The sequence below is a fragment of the Azospirillum doebereinerae genome (assembly GCF_003989665.1).
In the GTDB taxonomy this organism is placed as follows: domain Bacteria; phylum Pseudomonadota; class Alphaproteobacteria; order Azospirillales; family Azospirillaceae; genus Azospirillum; species Azospirillum doebereinerae.
The window spans coordinates 268502-288163 of sequence record NZ_RZIJ01000003.1; the positions used below are offsets into that span (position 1 = coordinate 268502).

Annotated in this window: 18 protein-coding genes; 16 read left to right on the forward strand and 2 right to left on the reverse strand. The window is 69.4% G+C overall.

Features of this window, described 5'->3' with window-relative positions; translation table 11 throughout:
- Positions 1 to 193: 193 nt before the first annotated feature.
- Positions 194 to 2023: a sensor histidine kinase gene (locus EJ913_RS06270; protein WP_244939264.1), complete on the forward strand. Its 1830-nt coding sequence runs from the start codon at positions 194 to 196 to the stop codon at positions 2021 to 2023.
- Positions 2020 to 3375 (forward strand): sigma-54-dependent transcriptional regulator, encoded by a 1356-nt coding sequence (locus tag EJ913_RS06275; protein WP_126995878.1) that lies wholly within the window; start codon positions 2020 to 2022, stop codon positions 3373 to 3375. Before EJ913_RS06270 ends, EJ913_RS06275 begins: the two co-directional genes overlap by 4 nt.
- A 39-nt stretch (positions 3376 to 3414) precedes the next feature.
- Here the strand turns inward: EJ913_RS06275 and EJ913_RS06280 are convergent, their stop codons facing one another.
- A complete protein-coding gene (locus EJ913_RS06280; protein ID WP_126995880.1) occupies positions 3415 to 3990 on the reverse strand; it encodes an ANTAR domain-containing response regulator in 576 nt (191 codons plus the stop codon).
- A gap of 275 nt (positions 3991 to 4265) precedes the next feature.
- On the opposite strand from EJ913_RS06280, the gene EJ913_RS06285 reads away from it, so the two are divergent.
- The 4 genes from EJ913_RS06285 to EJ913_RS06300 all read left to right on the forward strand — a co-directional run bounded on the left by EJ913_RS06285 (position 4266) and on the right by EJ913_RS06300 (position 9308).
- A complete protein-coding gene (locus EJ913_RS06285) occupies positions 4266 to 4691 on the forward strand; it encodes an OsmC family protein (RefSeq protein ID WP_126995882.1) in 426 nt (141 codons plus the stop codon).
- Positions 4692 to 4805: 114 nt separating this feature from the next.
- Positions 4806 to 5648 carry an alpha/beta fold hydrolase gene (locus EJ913_RS06290; RefSeq protein ID WP_126995884.1) on the forward strand — a complete coding sequence of 281 codons (843 nt, stop codon included), beginning with the start codon at positions 4806 to 4808 and terminating at the stop codon, positions 5646 to 5648.
- Between the two features lie 104 nt (positions 5649 to 5752).
- Positions 5753 to 6961: an ABC transporter substrate-binding protein gene (locus EJ913_RS06295; RefSeq protein WP_238519107.1), complete on the forward strand. Its 1209-nt coding sequence runs from the start codon at positions 5753 to 5755 to the stop codon at positions 6959 to 6961.
- A 13-nt stretch (positions 6962 to 6974) separates the two neighbouring features.
- Positions 6975 to 9308: an ATP-binding protein gene (locus EJ913_RS06300; protein ID WP_126995886.1), complete on the forward strand. Its 2334-nt coding sequence runs from the start codon at positions 6975 to 6977 to the stop codon at positions 9306 to 9308.
- Positions 9309 to 9336: 28 nt separating this feature from the next.
- Here EJ913_RS06300 and EJ913_RS06305 read toward each other — a convergent pair whose 3' ends face one another.
- Entirely contained in the window at positions 9337 to 9567 is a 231-nt protein-coding gene (locus EJ913_RS06305) for a hypothetical protein (RefSeq protein WP_126995888.1), read from the reverse strand.
- Between the two features lie 236 nt (positions 9568 to 9803).
- Between EJ913_RS06305 and EJ913_RS06310 the strand changes: the two genes are divergently transcribed.
- From EJ913_RS06310 to paaI, 10 genes are all read left to right on the forward strand, one after another.
- Positions 9804 to 10625, forward strand: coding sequence for a Crp/Fnr family transcriptional regulator (locus tag EJ913_RS06310; RefSeq protein WP_126995995.1), 822 nt, complete (start codon positions 9804 to 9806; stop codon positions 10623 to 10625).
- Between the two features lie 79 nt (positions 10626 to 10704).
- Positions 10705 to 12384, forward strand: a complete 1680-nt coding sequence (locus tag EJ913_RS06315) for a sensor histidine kinase (protein WP_126995890.1) — start codon at positions 10705 to 10707, stop codon at positions 12382 to 12384.
- 309 nt (positions 12385 to 12693) lie between these two features.
- Positions 12694 to 13707 (forward strand): 1,2-phenylacetyl-CoA epoxidase subunit PaaA, encoded by a 1014-nt coding sequence (gene paaA, locus EJ913_RS06320; RefSeq protein WP_126995892.1) that lies wholly within the window; start codon positions 12694 to 12696, stop codon positions 13705 to 13707.
- A gap of 24 nt (positions 13708 to 13731) precedes the next feature.
- Positions 13732 to 14019 (forward strand): 1,2-phenylacetyl-CoA epoxidase subunit PaaB, encoded by a 288-nt coding sequence (paaB, locus tag EJ913_RS06325; protein WP_126995894.1) that lies wholly within the window; start codon positions 13732 to 13734, stop codon positions 14017 to 14019.
- Positions 14020 to 14035: 16 nt separating this feature from the next.
- A complete protein-coding gene (paaC, locus tag EJ913_RS06330; RefSeq protein ID WP_338019027.1) occupies positions 14036 to 14833 on the forward strand; it encodes a 1,2-phenylacetyl-CoA epoxidase subunit PaaC in 798 nt (265 codons plus the stop codon).
- 7 nt (positions 14834 to 14840) lie between these two features.
- A complete protein-coding gene (gene paaD, locus EJ913_RS06335) occupies positions 14841 to 15377 on the forward strand; it encodes a 1,2-phenylacetyl-CoA epoxidase subunit PaaD (protein WP_126995896.1) in 537 nt (178 codons plus the stop codon).
- A gap of 154 nt (positions 15378 to 15531) precedes the next feature.
- Entirely contained in the window at positions 15532 to 16617 is a 1086-nt protein-coding gene (gene paaE / locus EJ913_RS06340) for a 1,2-phenylacetyl-CoA epoxidase subunit PaaE (RefSeq protein WP_126995898.1), read from the forward strand.
- A gap of 29 nt (positions 16618 to 16646) precedes the next feature.
- Positions 16647 to 18341: a phenylacetic acid degradation protein PaaN gene (paaN, locus tag EJ913_RS06345; RefSeq protein WP_126995900.1), complete on the forward strand. Its 1695-nt coding sequence runs from the start codon at positions 16647 to 16649 to the stop codon at positions 18339 to 18341.
- Complete coding sequence (paaG, locus tag EJ913_RS06350; protein ID WP_126995902.1) at positions 18338 to 19129, forward strand: 2-(1,2-epoxy-1,2-dihydrophenyl)acetyl-CoA isomerase PaaG; 792 nt, start codon at positions 18338 to 18340, stop codon at positions 19127 to 19129. The genes paaN and paaG overlap by 4 nt, the downstream gene beginning before the upstream one ends.
- Complete coding sequence (gene paaI / locus EJ913_RS06355; protein WP_126995904.1) at positions 19129 to 19605, forward strand: hydroxyphenylacetyl-CoA thioesterase PaaI; 477 nt, start codon at positions 19129 to 19131, stop codon at positions 19603 to 19605. The genes paaG and paaI overlap by 1 nt, the downstream gene beginning before the upstream one ends.
- Positions 19606 to 19662 lie beyond the last annotated feature (57 nt).

Consider the following 19662-nt stretch of genomic DNA (forward strand, 5'->3'; position numbering starts at 1 on the left):
CCCCTAAATCTGGTTGCTCCTGAAAGCAAGCGGTGGGCCAATTGCTGAATCCAGCAACATCAAGGATTTGACGGATCGGGGAGGGCGAGAATCCGCACGACAAGCCAGGTTGCGATGTGCGAAAATCCACACACTCCCGAAGAAGCCGCAGCAATGTTGCGGCGCAGCATGGTGTTTGTTGGACTTGATTAGGATGTCCGGCGCGGCGGAGACAGATTCGACCGGGGGACCGGCCAAGGGATTGGCCGAACGGCTGGCGGCGCGCGCGCTGGAAAAGCCGCGCCGGCTGCTGCTGGCGGTTCTGCTGATCGGCGTGCCGCTGGCGGCGGCGCTGGCCGCCGGCTGGGCCGCAGCGGACGCGGAGACCGATCTGCGCGCCCGCGCCCACGCCCAGCTCGCCCTCTACGACGCCAACCTGCGGGCCGAGCTGGAACGCCACGCCGCCATCCCGCTGGCGCTGGCGCAGGATGCCGAGGTCGCCGCCCTGCTCTCCGACCCGACGCCCGAGCGCGTCGACCGCATGAACCGCAAGCTGGAAGGCATCGCGCAGGCGCTTGGCGCCTCGGCCTTCTACATCATGGACTCCAGCGGGCTGACGCTGACCGCCAGCAACTGGAACGCGCCGGCCACCTTCGTGGGGCAGAACTTCGCCTACCGTCCCTACTTCCGCATGGCGATCGAGCGGGGCGAGGGGCACCATTTCGCGCTCGGCACCACCTCCTTCATTCCGGGCTACTACACGGCCCACCGGGTGATGGCGGAAAACCGCACACTGGGGGCGGTGGTCCTGAAGGTCGGGTTCGAGCGGCTGGAACGCGCCTGGGCGCCCGGCCAGGAGAAGCTGCTGGTGACCGACCGCGACGGCATGGTGTTCGTCACCAACGTCGAGGAGTGGCGCTACCGCGCCCTGCCCCGCCGCCTGCCGCTCACCCCGCCGCCCGTGCCGGACGAGGGGCTGGACGTGCTGCCCTGGGCCTTCGGTGGCGCCTCCGACCGCATCGCCGTCGCGGGGAACGGGACGGAGCGGCGCTATCTGCTGTCCTCGGTCGCCGTGCCCGGCGGCGACTGGACGCTGCACAGCCTGACCGGGCTGGAGCCGGTGACGGCGCGTGCCCAGATCGCCGGGCTGCTGGCCGCCGCCGCCGTGGCGCTGGGTGCCGTCGCCGCCTACGCGCTGGCGCTGCGCCGGGTCGCGATGACCGAGCGGCTGGCGCTCCAGGACGAGGCGCGGGCCGAGTTGGAGCGCCGCGTCGCCGAGGCGACGGCGGAACTGCGCGAGACCGAGAACGAGCTGACCCAGGCGGCCAAGCTGGCGGCGCTGGGCCAGATGTCGGCGGGCATCGCGCACGAAATCAACCAGCCGCTGGCCGCCATGCGCAGCTACGCCGACAACGCGGTGGTGCTGCTGGAGCGCGGGCGGATGGAGTCGGTCCGCACCAACCTCGGCGAGATCGCCGAGCTGACCGACCGCATGGCCGCGATCACCCGCCAGTTGAAGGGCTTCGCCCGGCGCGCCTCGGGCACGCTGGGGCCGGTGTCGGCCAATGGCGCCGTCGCCCAGGCGCTGTCGCTGCTGGAGGCCCGGCTGCGGCGGGACGAGGTGGCGGTCGAGACCGATCTGCCCGAGCCGGCCGTCTGGGTGGTGGGCGAGGACGTGCGGCTCCAGCAGGTGCTGGTCAACCTGATCGGCAACGCCGCCGACGCCATGCGCGACGCGCCGGTGCGCCGGCTGCGCATCGTCCTGACGGCGGCGGACGGCGCCGCGCTGCTCAGCATCGCCGACAGCGGAACCGGCATCCGAGAAAGCGACCTGCCCCGCCTGTTCGTGCCCTTCTTCACCACCAAGGAGGCGGGCGAGGGGCTGGGGCTGGGGCTATCGATCAGCCACGGCATCGTCGAGGATTTCGGCGGCAACCTGACCGCCGCCAACCGCCAGCCCGACGCCCCGGACGGGTCGGACACCCCCCCGGCCAGCGGCGCCGTCTTCACCTTGCGCCTCAAGACCACGGAACAGCCGTCATGAGCATCAACGAGACCAGCACCGGCAGCGTCCTGTTCGTGGACGACGAGCGCGCCGTCCGGCTGGCCGGGCAGCAGGCGCTGGAGCTCGCCGGCTTCGACGTGGTGGCCTGCGATGGGGCGGAGCGCGCGCTGCGCCATGTCGGGCGCGACTGGCCGGGCTGCCTCGTGACCGACGTGCGGATGCCGCAGATGGACGGGCTGGCGCTGATGGCGCGGGTGCGGGCCATCGACCCCGACCTGCCGGTCATCCTGATCACCGGGCATGGCGACGTGCCGATGGCGGTGCAGGCGATGCGCGACGGCGCCTACGACTTCCTGGAAAAGCCCTTTCCCTCCGACCGGCTGACCGAGGTCGCGCGGCGCGCCGTGGAGAAGCGCCGGCTGGTGCTGGAGAACCGCCGCCTGCGCGCGGCGCTGTCCGGCGGCGAGGCCGCGCCGGGCATCGTCGGCCGCACGCCCGGCATCGAGCGGCTGCGCGCGACCATCGCGTCGGTGGCCGACACCAACGCCGACGTGCTGGTCTTCGGCGAGACCGGAACCGGCAAGGAGATGGTGGCCCGCGCGCTCCACGCCGCCAGCGCCCGGCGCAAGCACCCCTTCGTCGCGCTGAACTGCGGCGCCATGCCCGAGGCGATCTTCGAGAGCGAGCTGTTCGGTCACGAGGCCGGAGCCTTCACCGGCGCCGCCAAGCGCCGCGTCGGTCGGATCGAGCACGCCAGCGGCGGCACCCTGTTCCTCGACGAGATCGAGAGCATGCCGTTGTCGCTCCAGGTCAAGCTGCTGCGCGTCATCCAGGAGCGGATGGTCGAGCCGCTGGGCTCGAACGAGCTGATCCCGGTCGACCTCCGCGTGGTGGCCGCGACCAAGGTGGATCTGAAGCAGGCCGCCGCCGCCGGCAAGTTCCGGGAGGATCTCTATTATCGACTGAACGTGGTCGTGGTGACCATTCCTCCCCTGCGTGAGCGGCGCGACGACGTGCCTCTGCTGTTCCAGCACTTCATTGTCCAGGCCGCCTCGCGCTACAATCGGGACCCCCGCGTCCCCTCGCCCGCTCAGATGCAGCGTCTGGTCGGCCAGGACTGGCCCGGCAACGTGCGCGAGCTGCGCAACGCCGCCGACCGCTTCGTGCTGGGGCTGGAGGAGGCCGCCGCCCCGCCGGAGACGCAGAAGCCGTCCTCCGCGTTGTCGTTGGCCGAGCAGGTGGATCTGTTCGAAAAAGGACTGATCCAGAGCGAGCTGGCCCGCCACAAGGGCAGCGTGAAGGCCGCCATCGAGGCGCTGAACATCCCGCGCAAGACCTTCTACGACAAGCTCAAGCGCTACGGGCTGAGCCGCGAGGACTTCATCGATTGAGAAGGATTGGGCGGGGCGAGCGTGGCCGGACGTCCCCGTTTAGCGTTTCAGCAATTCCGCAAAGCTCAGCACCGCCTCGGCGACCTCGACCAGCCGCTTGTTCTGATCCATCGCCATCTTGCGCAGGGTTTTGTAGGCCTGCTCCTCGCTGAGGTCGCGGTGGGCCATCAGCAGCCCCTTGGCCCGCTCGATCGTCTTGCGGTCGTTCAAGGCCGCCCTGGACTTCTCAAGCTCCTCGTTGACCTTCTGGAAGCGGTGGAAATGGCCCGAGACGGTCTCCATGATCGACCGCACCAGCTTGGCGCTCAGCCCGTCCACCGCGTAGATGCTGACACCGGCCTTGACGGCGCGGGCCATCAGCGGACGGTCCTCCTCCCCCACCAGCAGGGCGATGGGGCGTGGGGTCTCCTGGTTGATCGACATCAGATCCTCCAGGTAATCCCGGTAGGGCGACGCCAGATCGACGATGATCACGTCCGGGCGGTGCGCCTGGATGGCGGCGCGCAGGTCGGCGTCGATGCCAAGGACGGCGGCGATCTCCGCCCCGGCCTCGCGCAGGCTCGCCTCAACCACCGCGGCGCGTTCGCCGTCGTCGTCGACCACCAGAACCCGCACCGTCGCCGTCCCTTCCGACCGCCGCCATCGTCCCGTTCAAGCAAGATGCGAGCCAGGACCATCCGGATCGGCCCCGTCGCGACGGTGACGCCGTCCGCCCAACACCATCCCCAGCATCTGCCCATGTTTTTGGCAGAGGTCTTCCTGCCGGGCAATCTGCTTCGAAAAGCGGCGGCCCGCCTCGCCGGACGGACTATGCCTTTGCAGGATGGAAAAAACACCCCAGCTAACGTCCGGTTCAAAACCGCCCACAATAGAACAAGGAGACGACGATCATGGCGATGCGGCAATCCGACGCCGAGTGGCGTGGCGACCTGAAATCGGGCAGCGGCACGATGCGGCTCGGCAGCGGCGCGTTCGAGGGCGCCTACTCCTTCCCCTCCCGCTTCGAGAACGGCACCGGCACCAACCCGGAGGAACTGATCGCCGCCGCCCACGCCGGCTGCTTCTCCATGGCGCTGTCGGCCGCGCTGTCGCAGGCCGGCCACCCGCCGACCCGCGTCCACACCACCGCCAAGGTCCATCTGGAGAAGGCCGGCGCCGGCTTCGCCATCTCCCGCATCGAGTTGGACTGCGAGGCCGAGGTGCCCGGCATCGACGCCGCCGCCTTCGCCCAGCAGGCCGACGGGGCCAAGGCCAATTGCCCGGTGTCCAAGGCCCTGGCCGGCACCGAGATCAGCCTGACCGCCAAGCTGCTCTGACGCCCTCTTGCGGCGGACCCGTTGGGGAATGCTACAGTGCGCGCCGCTCGCGACCGGGCGGCGCGCCCCGTCGCTCGCTGTCGCGCCAAAAAGACAGCGCAGGGGAGGCGCGGCATGGCGACGGACCAGAGCGAAGGCTTCATCGACATCGACGGCGCCCGGTTGGAGTACCGCCGCATCCCGGCCACCCAGCCGGACCGTCCGACGCTGGTCTTCCTGCACGAGGGGCTTGGCTGCGTCGCCATCTGGAAGGACGTGCCCGACCGCCTCGCGGCGGCCACCGGCTGCGCCGCGCTGGTCTATTCCCGGCGCGGCTACGGCAACTCGTCGCCGGCTCCCCTGCCCCGCCCCATCACCTATCTGCAATACGAGGCCGAGAGGGTGCTGCCGGCGGTGCTGGACGCCTTCGGCCTGGCCGACGTGGTGCTGGTGGGGCACAGCGATGGCGCCTCCATCGCCCTGCTGGCCGCCGCCGGCCCGCTGGCGCCACGCATCCGATTGGCCGTCGCCGAGGCCCCGCACGTTCTGGTCGAGGACGTCACCGTCGCCGGGATCGAGGCCGTCACCGACCTCTACCGGACCGGCCCTTTGCGGGAACGTCTGAAACGCCTGCACGGCGACAACGTGGACAACGCCTTTTGGGGCTGGAGCGACGCGTGGCTGACCCCGGCCTTCCGGTTCTGGAACATTGAGGACCGGCTGCCGGACATCCGCGTCCCGCTGCTGGTCATCCAGGGCGTGGGCGACGAATACGCCACGGCGGAGCAGTACGATTCCATCGCCGCGCGCAGCGGCGGACCAGTCTCCGTGCTGGTGCTCGACGATTGCGGCCACACGCCTCACCGCGACCAAGCCGACCGTGTGCTCGCCGCGATCGCCGAGGCGGTGGCCGCCGCCATCGCCACCGCCGTCCTGCCCTGCGAAGCACACTCCCGCCATACCCTCCATCTGGATTAACCCTCTGCCAAAGGGCCGATTGACCCTGCACGCGCCGTCCACCCATAGTGCAACAGCCTTGCGCCAAAGGCATGTTTCCCGCCGCCTCCACCAGACGTTGAGCGATGCCGTTGCCCATTTTCGCCCGGTTCGCCCGGTACTCCCTGGTTCTCGCGGTCCTCGTCCTTCCCCTGCGGGGGGCTTTCGCGGCCGGGGAGCCCATCGCTCGCCCGCCGGTGGTTCTCGGTTTGGACGGTGAGTTCGGGCTGACCAACAGCACCTCGGCCGAGTCCATCGAGCGCGGGATCCGCACCGCCATCGACGAAATCAACCGGGCCGGCGGCGTGCTGGGTGGGCGTGCGCTGGATCTGGTGACGCGCGAGCATCGCTCCATCTCGGCGCGCGGCATCAAGAACATCCGGGAACTGGCGACGATCCCCGATCTGGTCGCCGTGTTCGGCGGGCGCTTCAGCCCGGTGGTGATCGAGCAACTGCCGGTGCTGGAAGAGACCCGTACCCTGTTCCTCGCCCCCTGGTCGTCGGCCGACGCCATCATCGACAACGGGATGCAGCCGAACTACATTTTCCGATTGTCGCTGCGCGACAGTCTCGCGATGCCCTTCCTGTTGGGACACGCCCGCAGCCGGGAACTGTCCCGCGTCGGGCTGCTGCTGACCAACACCGCCTGGGGCCGCTCCAACCTGGACGCGGCCAACCGCTATTTCGCCGACAACCCGACGCCGGTCTCGGTGGCGACCGCGTGGTACAACTGGCGGGACCGCACGCTGATCGACAAGTACCAGGCGCTGGCGAAGGCCGGCGCGCAGGCCATCGTCCTGGTCGCCAACGACGACGAGGCCGCCGTCCTGGTCCGCGAGGTCGCCGCCCTTCCTGCCGAGAAGCGCCTGCCGATCCTCAGCCATTGGGGCGTCACCGGTGGCGATTTCACCGGACAGGCCGGCCCGGCCCTGCACGAGGTCGATTTCAGCGTCATCCAGACCGTCAGCCTGTTCAACGCGCCCGCCGACCGCCTCGCGCCTGTGCTCGAGACCACCAAGCGCCTGTTCGGCCTGTCCCGCATCGAGGAGATCGAGGCGCCGGTCGGCTTCGTCCACGCCTACGACCTGACCCACATCCTGGCCCGCGCCATCGATCTGGCCGGGACCACCGACCGCGTCGCCGTGCGCGACGCGCTGGAGCGGGTCGAGAACTACCCCGGTCTCGTCAAGACCTACGCCCGCCCCTTCACGCCGGAACGCCACGAGGCGCTGTCCGAGAAGGAGCTTCTGATGGCCCGCTTCACGCGAGACGGTGTTCTCGTCCCCATCGAGTGATGGGGCGCGCCCGATGACCCAGACCGGCAGCGTCTCCGTCCTCCGTTCCCTGCAGAGACACCTCACCGCCGGCCGGCTGGCGCGCCGCTTCGCGGCCGTGTCGCTGATGTTGGGGGTTCTGCTGGCGGTCCTGATCGGCGCCAGCCTCTATCTGGTGTCGAGCCGCCACCTGATCCGCCAGCATCACGGCAACGTCGAGGCCAACGCCGCGCTGGTCGCCCGCCAGACCGAGGGGTTGATCGCCACCCTGGTCGAAACGGTGCGGGAGTTGGCGGACAACAACGTGCTGGCGACCGCGCTGGTCGATTCCGCCGGCAAGGAAACCTATCTGCTGCCCTTCCTGCGCAGCTTCAGCCGCATCGCCAGCGTGCCCGTCTCCCTGATCTTCACCGACTTCGAAGGCACCCCCATCGCCGACAACGGGCAGCGGGAGGAGTTGGCCCGCGTGACGCCCGCCGACATGGCGTGGCTCGGCCGGACCATCGCCGCCGGCCGGCCGGACGCCACCGTGGTGCGGGAGAACGGCACGGCGTATCTGCTGGCCGCGCAGATGCTGATCTACTCGCGCACCGCCTCGCCGGAGGGGGCGCTGTTCTACAAGGTTCCGCTGAACGCGCTGGTGCTGCATCCCGAGGCCGAACTGCACACAGCCGGGGAGGCCGGGCATCCCCCCCATGACGGCTGCATGACGGTGGACGTGCCCCTGGCCGTGCCGGCGCTTCTGGGATCGCTCGGCCTGACCCTGCGGCTGGAGGCGCCGGCGGCGCCGACGGCCGCCTTCCAGTCCTGGGTGCTGCCGGCCTACGGGGCCATCGCGCTGGCCTCGCTGCTGGCGCTCTATCTCGGCAGTCGCGCGGTGGGCACCCATATGACCCGCTCGCTGCGCGAGCTGGAGCGGCTCGCCGGCACCATCGCCAGCGACGGCTTCACCGGGCAGCGCGCGCGCGTGCGCGGCGACGATGAGGTCAGCGGTCTGGCCCGCAGCTTCAACGCCATGCTGGACCACGTCGCGGCGATCCAGCATGAGAAGGAGACGCGGGCGGCGGAGGAGATCACCATCCAGCGCACGCTGGCCGAACGGGCCGAGCACGCCCGCAACCAGGCCGAGATCGCCACCAACGAGGCGGAGCGCGCCCGCCAGGAGGCCGTCATGGCGCTGATGGTGGCCGAACGCGCCAACGCGGCGAAGACCCATTTCCTGGCGGCGGCGAGCCACGACCTGCGCCAGCCGGTCCAGTCGCTGGTGCTGCTGACCTCGGCGCTGGCGATCAAGCTGGGCGACCACCCGGCCGCCTCCCTGGTCGGCAGCATCGAAACCTCGATGGACGCGCTCTGCCGCCTGCTGGACGCCATCCTGGACGTGTCGAAGCTCGACGCCGGCACCGTGTCGCCCAACGTGCAGGCCGTGTCGCTGGGCGCCATCTTCGAGCGGCTGGACGCCGAATACCGGCTGCGCGCCGCCGAGAAGGGCATCGGCTTCCGCAGCGTGCCGAACAGCCTGACGCTGTGCGCCGACCCCGCCCTGCTGGAGCGGATCATCCGCAACCTCGTGGAGAACGCGCTGCGCTACACCGACAGCGGCCGCATCCTGCTGGGCTGCCGGCGCGGGCCGGAGGGTGTGCGCATCCAAGTCTACGACACCGGCATCGGCATCCCGGCGGAACATCTGGAACGCATCTTCCACGAGTTCTACCAAGTCTCCAACCACGCGCGGGATCGCGGCAAGGGGTTGGGGCTGGGGCTGGCCATCGTGGATCGGCTGGCCCGGCTGCTCGGCTACCGGGTGCATGTCGCGTCCTGGCCCGGCAAGGGCTCCTGCTTCACACTGGAGATCGGCGATACCGTCCTGCCGCTGCCGGCGGAAGCGGTGGCGGACTCCGTGCCGCCGGAGAGCGCCGATCCCACCATCGGAACCGCGCTGGTGGTCGACGACGATCCCTTGGTGCGCGAGGGCCTGACGCTGCTGATCGAGAATTTCGGCTGGCGCGTGCTCGCCGCCGACGGCACGCCCGCCGCCCTGCGGGTTCTGGCCGAGTCGGGCCATCCGCCCGATCTGGTGATCGCCGATTACCGGCTGGAGGCCGGCGCCACCGGGCTGGAGGCGATCCGGGCGGTGGAAACGGCGATGGCGGCGTCGGGACACCGCCTTCCGCTCTCCGTCGTGCTGACCGGGGACACCGCCCCGGAACGCATCGTCGACGCCGAAGCCAGCGGTTACCGCATCCTGCACAAGCCCATCGCCGCCAAGGACGTCGCCCTTCTGCTGGGCGAGGCGTCCGCCGCGACACCGGAGCCGGCCCAACGACCGGCGCACCGCAGCCGCGGCCCGATTCTGATCGGCGGCTGAGCCGCCCGTTCCCATCAGCCGCCGCCCGTCAACCGCTGTCGGGCCGGTTGTCCCCGTTGCGGCTCACTGCGTTCACCTGAACCATCAGTTGTTCGATGATCTGCCCGGCCACCCCGCTGTCGGGATGGGCCGCGGCGGCGTCCTCCAGTGTTTCCCGCGCCTCCTGGGCGGTAAGCACTCCCTTCTCCACCAGCGTAATCATCAGCGACTCACAAATCGAGAGTGCGGCTATCCCGGCCGCCTCCACCTGCGCTGTCATGCTTCGCCCCCGTCGCTTCGTCGCGGCACACGCCTCTCCTCGCCCCGAACCTGTTGAACAACAGACAAAAATGAGACGCGTCCCAGCCGTTCGGGGAAAAATCTTATGCCCTTTAACCTATGTTGTAGCCCCACAGGCGGAAAGGCTGAATCGTGCATATCTGCCCTTAAACCGGGTAGAGGCGCGACCGATGTTTGAGCGACAAATATTATGGCCAAGAAAGCAAAGAGACGATCATGACTCGCGCCTCGGCGAGAAACGTGCCGGAAGTCACTCCATTGTGGCTCAAACTTAGCAGTTATCTTATCCTTAAGGATGAGGAGAAGGATTATCTTTCCGATTTAGAGAAGAATATCGTCCGGCAGACCGCGCGCACCGACCTTCTCCAGCAGGGAGAGAAGTACCGGGATGTGCGCGTAATGCGGGAAGGGTGGGCCATCCGTCACAAGGCCCTCCCCGATGGGCGACGACAGGTCGTCAACTTCGTGCTTCCCGGTGACATCATCGGGATGTATTCGACGTTGTTCGAATCGGCCGACCACAGCGTCACGACGCTTACGGCGGTCGAGGTCGCCTGCTTTCCGCCGGAACGGATCGTCGAGCTGTTCCAATCCTTTCCCCGTCTGGCGGCGGCGCTGGCCTGGTCGGGCGCGCGGGAGGAGGCCATCGTCGCCGAACGGCTGCTCAGCCTGGGGCGGCGGACGGCGCTGGAACGCACGGCCCATCTGATCGTGGAGCTTCTGCGCCGGCTCAGCACCGTCAATCTGGTGGAGAACGGGCATTTCACCCTGCCGGTGACGCAGGAGATCCTGGCCGACGCACTGGGTCTCAGCATCGTCCACATCAACCGCACCCTGCGGCGGTTGCGGGACAGCGGGCTGATCGAGCTGAACGGCCAGCGCATCACGGTCAACGACGTCCGCCAACTCGCCTCGGTCGGGCAGTTCGACGAACTGTACCTGCATCTCATCCGGGCACCGAAACGTCTGGAACGGGCCTTCTCCGGCGACCGGCGCGCTAGGTCCGGCGACGACAAGGTGGAAGGGCGGAAGATGTGACGGTGCCGGCCGCGTGCCGAGGCCGACCGCCACCGCTCCATCCCGAACCCGTTCCATCCGATCCGCAAAGACGACCGCCTTGCCCCCTTCGCCCGATCAGGCCCCCAGCCGACACGACGACCAGCCACGAGGCGACCAATCCGCCGCTCCCCCGGCGCGGATCCGCCGGACGGCCCGGCGGCTGGGCGTCGGCGCCACCCTGATCGCCGTCTCCGTCGCCGTTCTGCTGCTCGCCGCCGGCTACCGCGCCCACCGGGACGCGGAGAGCGAGATCCTGTCGGAAACGGAAACGCTGACCGACATGGCGGCCGACCACACCGCCCGCTTCATCGAGGCGGCCGACCTGATGCTCGATCGGCTTCGCCAGCTGGGCGAGCAGACGGAGTGGAACGACCCAGCCCAGTCCGTCCGTCTGGCGGCGGAGCTGCGCCGGCTGCGCGGCTTCATGCCGGCCGCCATCCGGCTGGGGGTGTGGGACGGCGAGGGAAAACGGTTGACCTCCACCGAGGACGAACTGCCGGCCGGCTTCTCCATCGCCGACCGTCCATATTTCATCGCCCACGCGACGGGGCCGGACGGTGAATCGCGCGGGTTGGCGATCAGCGAACCGATGACTTCGAAACTCGACGGCTCGACGATCCTCGTTTTGAGCCGGCGGCTGAACCGGCCCGACGGGAGCTTCGCCGGCATCGTGACGCTGTCCTTCAACCCGATCGAGCTTGTGCGCCACCCGCTGAGACCGCACCGGAACGAGCCGCTGTCGATCCGCTGGATGCGGGATGACCAGCAACCGCTGGCGGCCGAAGGGCCGTTGCCGGGCACGGTGGGCATCGCCGCCCAAAGCAGGGTCGGCTCCTACCCGCTCCTCGTCGAAACGCGGATGCCGGAGAACGCAGTCCGCGAGCGCTGGCTGGCGCGGGTGTATCCCTATCTGGCGCTGGGGCTGGTGGTGCTGTTCGGCTTCGGGGCCAGCGCGTGGATGCTGCTGCGCTGGGCTTCGACGGAAGACGTCTACCGCAGCACCCTGGCCACCCTCGCCACCAGGCTGCGCCGCTCCAACGCCGACCTGGAGGAGCGCGTCGATGAACGGACCAAGGCCCTGTCCGACATGGTCGCCCAGCGCGACCTGCTGCTGAAGGAGGTTAACCACCGCCTGAAGAACAGTCTGCAACTGGCCTGCGCGCTGGTGCAGATGCAGGGGCAGTCGGTCACCGGGCCGGAGGCGCGGCAGCAGTTGGCCGACACGGTGGCGCGCCTGCAGGCCATCGCCCGCGTTCACGACCAGCTTTACCAGACCGAGGACGTGCGGCGCGTGGCCGCCGCCACCTACCTGCACTCGCTCTGCGCCGACCTGGAGCAATCGGCGCTGGCGAGCCAGCGCTTCTGGCGGATCATCGTCGCCGCCGACGAAAGCGTGGAGTTGCCCACCGATCAGGCCGTGCCGGTCGGGTTGATGGTCAACGAGTTGGTCACCAACGCGCTCAAGCACGGCCAGCCGACCGCCTCGGACGGCAACGCCTGGACGGTGGAGGTCGGCCTCGTCCGGATCGACGATGGGCAGGGAGGCGGACAACTCCGCCTGAGCGTGCGCGACCATGGCCCCGGTCTGCCCGGCGGGGCGCTGCCGCGCAAGGACGGCAGTCTGGGCATGAAGCTGTTGAACGGGTTGACCCGCCAATTGAACGCCAGCCTGGCCGTCGAGAACGCCGCCCCCGGCGCGCGCATCGTCGTGACCTTCCGCCCCCAGGACGTGGCCTGACCGGAGCCGGACAGGCAAGGGGTCCGTAAGCGGAGCCGGCGTCCCGCGGGATCCTTCAAAAACGGCCTTTCCCCTTATCGACGGTCATTCCCGCGAAAGCGCATGGCCGCCACCTTGCCCCTCTCCTCCCCTGGGGAGAGGCGTGAAACCGACGGCCGAAGGCCGGTCGGTCCGTCGACGCGTGCTCAATCGATCCGGTGATCGGCGCGATTCCGACATGACACAAAATCATTCTTTACAAGGAAAGTTCTGTATCATATTTCTAAGCGTACGGTTTGTTGTGCGTACAATCCATTTCGGAGGATGCCGATGTACACGCAAGGCTTGGACGGCAAGGCCGAGCGAGGCGTTCAATCCTCTCCCGGGGCTTCGCCCCGGCTGGTGTCGGCCGAGGATCTCCACTTCCAGGAGCGCATCGACGCCGAGGAGAAGATCGAGCCGCGCGACTGGATGCCGGACGGCTACCGCCGCACGCTGGTCCGCCAGATTTCCCAGCACGCCCATTCGGAAATCGTCGGCATGCTGCCGGAGGGCAACTGGATCACCCGCGCGCCCAGCCTGCGCCGCAAGGTGGCCCTGCTCGCCAAGGTGCAGGACGAGGGCGGGCACGGCCTCTACCTCTACAGCGCCGCCGAGACGCTCGGCGTGTCGCGCGACGAGCTGGTCGGGCAACTGCTGTCGGGCAAGGCCAAATACTCCAGCATCTTCAATTATCCGACCCCGAGCTGGGCCGACATCGGCGCCATCGGCTGGCTGGTGGACGGCGCGGCGATCATGAACCAGGTGCCGCTGTGCCGCTGCTCCTACGGTCCCTATGCCCGCGCCATGGTGCGGGTGTGCCGGGAGGAGAGCTTCCACCAGCGCCAGGGCTACGAGCTGATGCTGGCGCTCGCCACCGGCACGGCGGAACAGAAGCGCATGGCGCAAGCCGCGCTGGACCGCTGGTGGTGGCCGTCCCTGATGATGTTCGGGCCGTCCGACGACCAGTCGGCCCATTCGGCGCAGAACATGGCGTGGAAGATCAAGCGCTTCTCCAACGACGAGCTGCGCCAGCGCTTCGTCGACGCCACCGTCCCGCAGGCGGAGTTCCTCGGCCTGACCATCCCCGATCCGGAACTGCGCTTCGACGACCAAACCGGCCATTACGCGTTCGGCGCCATCGACTGGACCGAGTTCAATGAAATCCTGAAGGGCAACGGCCCCTGCAACCGCGAGCGCATCGAGGCGCGCCGCAAGGCTTGGGACGACGGCGCCTGGGTCCGCGAGGCCGCCGCCGCCCACGCCGCCAAGCGCAGCCGGCGCGCCCTGAAGAAGGCCGGCTGAAACCGAGAGATTGGGGAGGAGAGCATGGACCGCAAGGACTGGCCGCTGTTCGAGATCTTCATCCGGCCGAAGAACGGGCTCAGCCACAAGCATGTCGGCAGCCTGCACGCCGCCGACGCCCGCATGGCGCTGGACAACGCCCGCGACGTCTACACCCGGCGCGGCGAGGGCGTCAGTGTCTGGGCGGTCCCGGCGGCCAGCATCGCCGCCTCCGACCCGTCGGACAAGGCCAGCCTGTTCGAGCCGGCCGACGACAAGGTCTACCGCCACCCGACCTTCTACGACATCCCCCCCGAGGTCAAAAACATCTAGCCAGAAGGCCCTACCGATGGAACAACGCCCGATGGAGGACCACCCGATGATGGACCCGGAGACCCGACAGGCCCTGTTCGGCTACGCCCTGCGGCTGGGGGACACCAGCTTGGTGCTGGGCCACCGCCTGTCGGAATGGTGCGGCCACGCGCCGGAACTGGAGGAGGACATCGCGCTGACCAACGTGGCGCTCGACCTCGTCGGCCACGCGCGCCTGCTGCTGGCCTACGCCGGAGAGGTGGAGGGCGAGGGGCGCGACGAGGACCGGCTCGCCTACCGGCGCGACGTGCTCGACTACCGCAACCATCTGCTGGCCGAACAGCCCAACCGCGATTTCGGCCACACCATCGTCCGCCAGTTCCTCCACGATGCCTGGGCGGTCGAGCTGTACGACCGGCTTGCCGGCTCGACCGACGCGGGGCTTGCCGGGATCGCCGCCAAGGCGGTGAAGGAAGTGCGCTACCACGTCCGCCACAGCGGCGACTGGCTGATCCGGCTCGGCGACGGCACCGACGTGAGCCACACCAGGATGCGCGACGCGCTGGAGCGGCTGTGGCCCTGCACCGGCGAGATGTTCGAGCGCGACTCCGCCGAAGACCGCTTGGTCGCCGCCGGCATCGCGCCGGACCCGGCCGAGCTGCGCGCCGCCTGGAACGCCCGCGTCGCGGCGGTGCTGGCGGAGGCGACGCTGGAACGCCCGGCCGACGGCTGGATGCAGAAGGGCGGCCGGCGCGGCGAGCACAGCGAACATCTGGGCTATCTGCTGGCGGAGATGCAGTTCCTGCCGCGCGCCTACCCCGACGCGGTGTGGTGAGGCCGCCATGCCGGATGCCGCCATTTCCGATGTTGTCGGGTGCTGGGGACCGGAACCGGGGGCCGACGCGACGGTGAAGGCCGCCTGGACGGCGCTGGACGGAGTGATGGATCCGGAAATCCCGGTGCTGAGCGTGGTCGAGCTGGGCATCGTCCGCTCGGTCGCGCGCGCGGCTTCGGGACGGCTGGAGGTGATGGTGACGCCGACCTATTCCGGCTGTCCGGCCACGGGCGTGATTCTGCTGGAGGTGGAAACGGCGCTCGCGCGCGCCGGTCTCGACGCGCGGGTGTCGGCGGTGATCGCGCCGCCCTGGACGACCGACTGGATCAGCGACAGCGGCCGCGCGAGGCTGGCGGAGGTCGGGATCGTCCCGCCGCCCCGCTCCGGCAAGCGCGCCCTGACGGCGCCCGACGAGGCGGTCGCCTGCCCGCTTTGCGGATCGGCCGACACGTCGCAGATCAGCCGCTTCGGTTCGACCGCCTGCAAGGCGCTGCACCGCTGCAACGCCTGCCTCGAACCGTTCGACGTGTTCAAATGCCATTGAACGATCGCAGCCCCCTTCCTAACCCCCCTCCGCCTTTGGCGGGACAGGGAACTCCGCCGAACGTCGGCAAGCCTCCGGCCCCCTCTCCCGCGAGGCGGGGGAGGGATGGGGAGGGGGCTGCGGTGCAAGTCATCTCCACAAGGATCCCCCTCCCATGAGCGCCCCCAGCTTCCACCCGCTGACCATCCGCGAGTGCCGCCGGGAAACCGCCGACACCGTGTCGATCCTCTTCGACGTTCCGCCCGACCTCGCCGACCGCTACCGCTTCGTCCAAGGCCAGCACCTGACCCTCCGGACCGCCATCGACGGCGAGGAGGTTCGCCGCTCCTACTCCATCTGCTCCGGGGTGGACGAGGGCGAACTGCGCGTCGCGGTGAAGCGGGTGGAAGGCGGCCTGTTCTCCACCCACGCCAACCAATCGCTGGCGCCTGGAGCCGTCATCGACGTGATGACGCCGATGGGACGGTTCCACACGCCGCTCGATCCCGCCGCCGCGAAGACCTACGCCGCCTTCGCCGCCGGCAGCGGCATCACGCCGGTCCTATCGATCATGAAGAGCGTGCTGGCCCGCGAACCGCAGAGCCGTTTCCTGCTGGTCTACGGCAACCGCAGCGTCTCCTTGATCATCTTCCGGGAGGAGCTGGAGGACCTGAAGAACCGCTACATGGACCGTCTGTCGATCCATCATGTGCTGAGCCGCGAGCCGGAGGAGGCGGGCTTGCTGTCCGGCCGGATCGGCGCCGACCTGGTGCGCGAGCTGTGCGCCGGCCCCCTCGATCCCGGCACGCTCGACGCCGTGTTCCTCTGCGGCCCCCAGCCGATGGTGGAGGAGGTGCGCGACGCGCTGGCGTCTTCCGGCACCCCGCCCGACCGCATCCATCTGGAATTGTTCGGCACCGTTGGCAGCCAGCGCCCCGCGGCACCGAAAGAGGCCGTCACCAGCGACACTCCCGCCGACGCCGCGACCGTCACCGTCATCCAGGACGGCCAGCGCAAGGAGTTCGCCCTGCCCTACGACGGCGAGAGCATCCTCGACGCCGCCCATCGGCACGGGGCCGACCTGCCCTATTCCTGCAAGTCCGGCGTCTGCTGCACCTGCCGCGCCAAGCTCCGCGAGGGCAAGGTGGCGATGGCCGAGAACTATTCACTGGAACCGTGGGAGGTCGAGGCCGGCTACGTCCTGACCTGCCAGTCGCGCCCACTGACCGAACGGGTGGTGATCGACTTCGACGCCGCCTGACCAACCATAAAAAAGGAAACGCCCCCGCCATGACCACGACCCCGCAAAGCCTGTTCGCGACGCATGAGGCGACGCTGCGCAGCGCCGTCGAGGCCAGCCGCAGCCGCGCCTATTGGTCGGCCTTCCCGGAGATGCCCAGCCCGCGCGCCTACGGCGAGACGGCGGCGGCGGACGGCGAGGCGGCCTTCGCGGCGCACCGCGACCAGCCTTTCGCTCTGGACCAGCCGGGCGCCACCAAGGCTCCGGCCGGGACACTCGGCGGGGAGCGGTCGCCCTTCGGCTTCGACCTCGGCATCACCTACCCGGCGCCGGACATCGACGCGCTGATCGGGGCGGCCAAGGCGGCGATGCCGGGCTGGCGCAAGGCCGGGCCGGACGGGCGGGCGGGGGTCTGCGTGGAGATCCTGAAACGGCTGAACGCGCGCTCCTTCGAGATCGCCAACGCGGTGATGCACACCACGGGGCAGGCCTTCATGATGGCTTTCCAGGCCGGCGGACCGCACGCCCAGGACCGGGGGCTGGAGGCCGTCGCCTACGGCTGGAAGGCGATGACCGATCAGGCGCCCGCCGCGCGCTGGGAGAAGCCGCAGGGCAAGAACCCACCGCTGGTGATGGACAAGCGCTTCGAGGTCGTCGGGCGCGGAATCGGGCTGGTGATCGGTTGCGCCACCTTCCCGACCTGGAACGGTTACCCAGGCCTGTTCGCCAGCCTTGTCACCGGCAACGCGGTGATCGTGAAGCCGGGGCCGACCGCCATCCTGCCGCTCGCCATCACCGTGCGCGTCGCCCGCGAGGTGCTGGCCGAGGCCGGACTCGACCCCAACCTCGTGACGCTCGCGGTCGGCGACACCATCGCCAAGGATCTGGCCCTGCGGCCCGAGGTGACGCTGATCGACTACACCGGTTCGACCGGCTTCGGCGACTGGCTGGAACGCAACGCCCATCAAGCGCAGGTCTACACCGAGAAGGCCGGCGTCAACAGCGTGGTCATCGACGGCACCGACGACCCCAAGGGCATGGTGCGCAACCTCGCCTTCACGCTCAGCCTCTATTCGGGGCAGATGTGCACGACGACGCAGGTGATCTTCGTGCCCAAGGACGGCATCCAGGCCGGCGCGGAGCGCATGGGCTTTGATCAGGTGGTGGCGGTGCTGGCCGGCGGGGTGGACAAGTTCCTGTCCGATCCGGAACGCGCGGTGGAGGTGCTGGGCGCCATCCAGTCCGACGCCACGCTGAGCCGCATCAAGGAGGCGTCGAAACTCGGCACCGTCGCCCTGCCCTCGCGCGCCGTCGTCCATCCGAAATTCCCCGAGGCGCGCGTCCGCACGCCGCTGATCCTGACCATGGACGCCAAGGAGGAGGACAAATACGGCCATGAGCTGTTCGGCCCGATCGCCATCGTCGTCAAGACCGACTCCACCGCCGACAGCCTGGAGCGCGCCGCCCGCCTGACCCGGACCAGGGGCGCGCTCACCGCCGGCCTCTACTCCACCGACCCGGCGCTGATCGAACAGGCCACCGAGGCCTTCGTCGAGGCCGGCGTCGCCCTGTCGGTGAACCTGACCGGCGGGGTCTTCGTCAACCAGTCGGCGGCCTTCAGCGACTTCCACGGCACCGGCGCCAACCCGGCGGCCAACGCCGCGCTGTGCGATCTGGCCTTCGTCGCCAACCGTTTCCGCGTGGTGCAGAGCCGGGTTCCCGTCGTCGCGGAGGCCGCGCCATGACCGAACGCACCATCCTCCTCGCCATCGCCGGGGGCGTCGCCACCGTCACGCTGAACCGGCCGGACCGGCTGAACAGCTTCACCGCCGCCATGCACGCCGAGCTGCGCGAGGCGCTGGCCGAGGCGCGCGAGGATGCCTCCGTCCGCTGCCTGCTGCTGACCGGGGCGGGGCGCGGCTTCTGCGCCGGGCAGGATCTGTCCGACCGCGCGGTGGCGCCGGGCGCGCAGGGACCGGATCTCGGCGTCTCCATCGAGACCAACTACAACCCGCTGGTCCGGTCTTTGCGCGATCTGCCCATGCCGGTGGTCTGCGCCGTCAACGGGGTCGCCGCCGGGGCCGGAGCCAATCTGGCGCTGGCCTGCGACATCGTGCTGGCGGCGCGTTCGGCCAGCTTCATCCAGGCCTTCTGCAAGATAGGGCTGATCCCCGATTCCGGCGGCACCTGGACCCTGCCCCGCCTCGTCGGCCATGCCCGGGCCAAGGGACTGGCGATGCTGGGCGAGAAACTCTCCGCCGAACAGGCCGAGGCCTGGGGCATGATCTGGAAGGTCGTGGACGACGAGCGTCTGATGGACGAGGCCGGCGCGCTGGCCCGCCACCTCGCCACGCAGCCGACACGCGGGCTGGCGCTGACCAAGCAGGCATTGAATGCCGCCTCCACCAACGACCTCAACACGCAGTTGGACCTGGAACGCGATCTCCAGCGCGAGGCCGGGCGGACGGAGGATTACCGCGAGGGCGTCGCCGCCTTCGTCGCCAAGCGCGCGCCGAATTTCGAGGGGCGGTGATGACGGAAAACCATGACGCACAAGCCGATCCCCAGCCCGATCCCCAGCCCGATCCGCAGGCCATCGCCGAGGCGGTCGGGCGCGGGATGTACGAGCGCGACCATTGCGCCCGCTCCCACGGAATCGAGCTGCTGGAGATCGCCCCCGGCTACGCCCGCATGACCATGGCCGTGCGCCAGGACATGGTGAACGGCCACGACATCGGCCATGGCGGCATGACCTTCACCCTGGCCGACACCGCCTTCGCCTACGCCTGCAACGCGGCCAACGAATCAACGGTGGCGGCGGGCTGCTCCATCGTCTTCCCGGCCCCGGCGCGGCTGGGCGACCGGCTGACGGCGGAATGCCGCGAGGTCCACCGGCGCGGTCGCTCGGGCGTCTACGACGTCACCGTCACCACCCAGGACGGCACCGTGGTCGGGCTGTTCCGGGGCCAGTCGGCCCGCATCCAGGGGAAGGTGGTGGAGTTGGGCTGAAACCGTCACAACCTGACAATTGAGCCTCCGAACAATAAGCGCCGAACGAGCGCCGAG